This window comes from Candidatus Merdisoma sp. HCP28S3_D10 (assembly GCF_052065835.1).
Taxonomy (GTDB): domain Bacteria; phylum Bacillota; class Clostridia; order Lachnospirales; family Lachnospiraceae; genus Laedolimicola.
Window position 1 is genome coordinate 1 of sequence record NZ_JBQHTG010000011.1, and the last position, 1,334, is coordinate 1,334.

General features: G+C 52.7%; 2 protein-coding genes. Both read left to right on the top strand.

Annotated features, from left to right (window positions below; translation table 11 throughout):
• Positions 1 to 688 (top strand): aminotransferase class V-fold PLP-dependent enzyme (locus ACTNCH_RS12800; RefSeq protein WP_441019520.1); only part of this gene is annotated, 688 nt, incomplete at its 5' end.
• Positions 689 to 690: 2 nt separating this feature from the next.
• On the top strand, positions 691 to 1,334 hold a 644-nt coding region (dagF, locus tag ACTNCH_RS12805), incomplete at its 3' end, for a 2-dehydro-3-deoxy-phosphogluconate aldolase (protein WP_441019521.1).

Genomic DNA, 1,334 nt, shown 5'->3' on the forward strand with positions numbered 1-1,334 from the left:
GGAAGACGTTGAGGAGTTAATTAACGAAAAAACAGTTGCCCTGCTTTACGTAAAGAGCCATCACTGCGTACAGAAGGGAATGCTGGATCTGCCGACGATGATCGAGATCGCCCACCGTCACAATCTGCCCCTGATGGTAGACGCGGCTGCAGAGGAGGATTTCCGTAAGTACATCGCTATGGGCGCTGACCTGGTATGCTATAGCGGGGCCAAGGCTTTGGAGGCAACCACATCCGGCTTTGTCACCGGTAAGAAGGAGTTGATTTCCTATATTAAGAAGCAGTATCATGGTGTAGGACGTGCCATGAAGATTGGAAAAGAGGGAATCATGGGACTTCTGGCAGCGCTGGAGCAGTATGAGAACAAGGACAAGCAGGCTGAGGTGGAGAAAAATGTCAAGATTGTGGACTGGCTGGTGGACGAGATCAACCAGATCCCGAACCTGGAGGCACAGAAGATTCAGGACGAGGCCGGACGGGCGATTTTCCGTGCCCGTGTATTCGTTGACCCGGAGAAGGCCGGCATGACCGCCACAGAACTGGAGGGCAAGCTGAAGGCCGGTACTCCGACCATCCGTTGCCGGACCGAGTTCATGAGCCTGGGAAGCCTGGATTTTGACCCGAGACCCCTGGTGGAGGGTGATAAGGAACTGATTGTTGCGAAACTGAAAGAGATTATGGAGGCATAAAAATGGGATTAAATTATTATAATGGCAGAGTATGCTTAAACGTTCTGGGCGGCAGCCTGGAGAACGCCAAGGAGATTTACGAGGCAGCTGAGAAGCATGTGGCTGTTGGTGTTCTGTCCGCAAATTATCCGGACGTACCAAGTGCCGTAGAGGACATGAAGAAATACATGGACGTACTGGAGGGCAATCTTTCCGTAGGTCTGGGCGGTGGAAACCCGGCACAGTGGAGAGCAGTAGCTGAGATTGCCAAGGAAGTAAAGGCAAACCACTTCAACCAGGCGTTCTGCGCAGTTGGCTGGACCAGAGCAAATCTGGGAACCGATGAGATTCATGTGAATTCCATGTGCGCTCCCTGCGGCAAGGTGGGCTATGTGAAGATTTCTACCGGCCCGCTGTCCAGAGAGTGTGCAGAGCCGGCTATCGTTCCGGTTGACACCGCGATTGCTATGATTAAGGAAATGGGCGGCAACTCCATCAAGTATTTCCCCATGGGCGGACTGAAATGCAAGGAAGAGATGAAAGCCGTAGCTGAGGCCTGCGCGAGAAACCACTTCATCATGGAGCCGACCGGCGGTATCGATCTGGATAACTTCCGTGAGATCATGGAAACTATCCTGAACGCAGGCGTGGAGAAGGTAATTCCGCA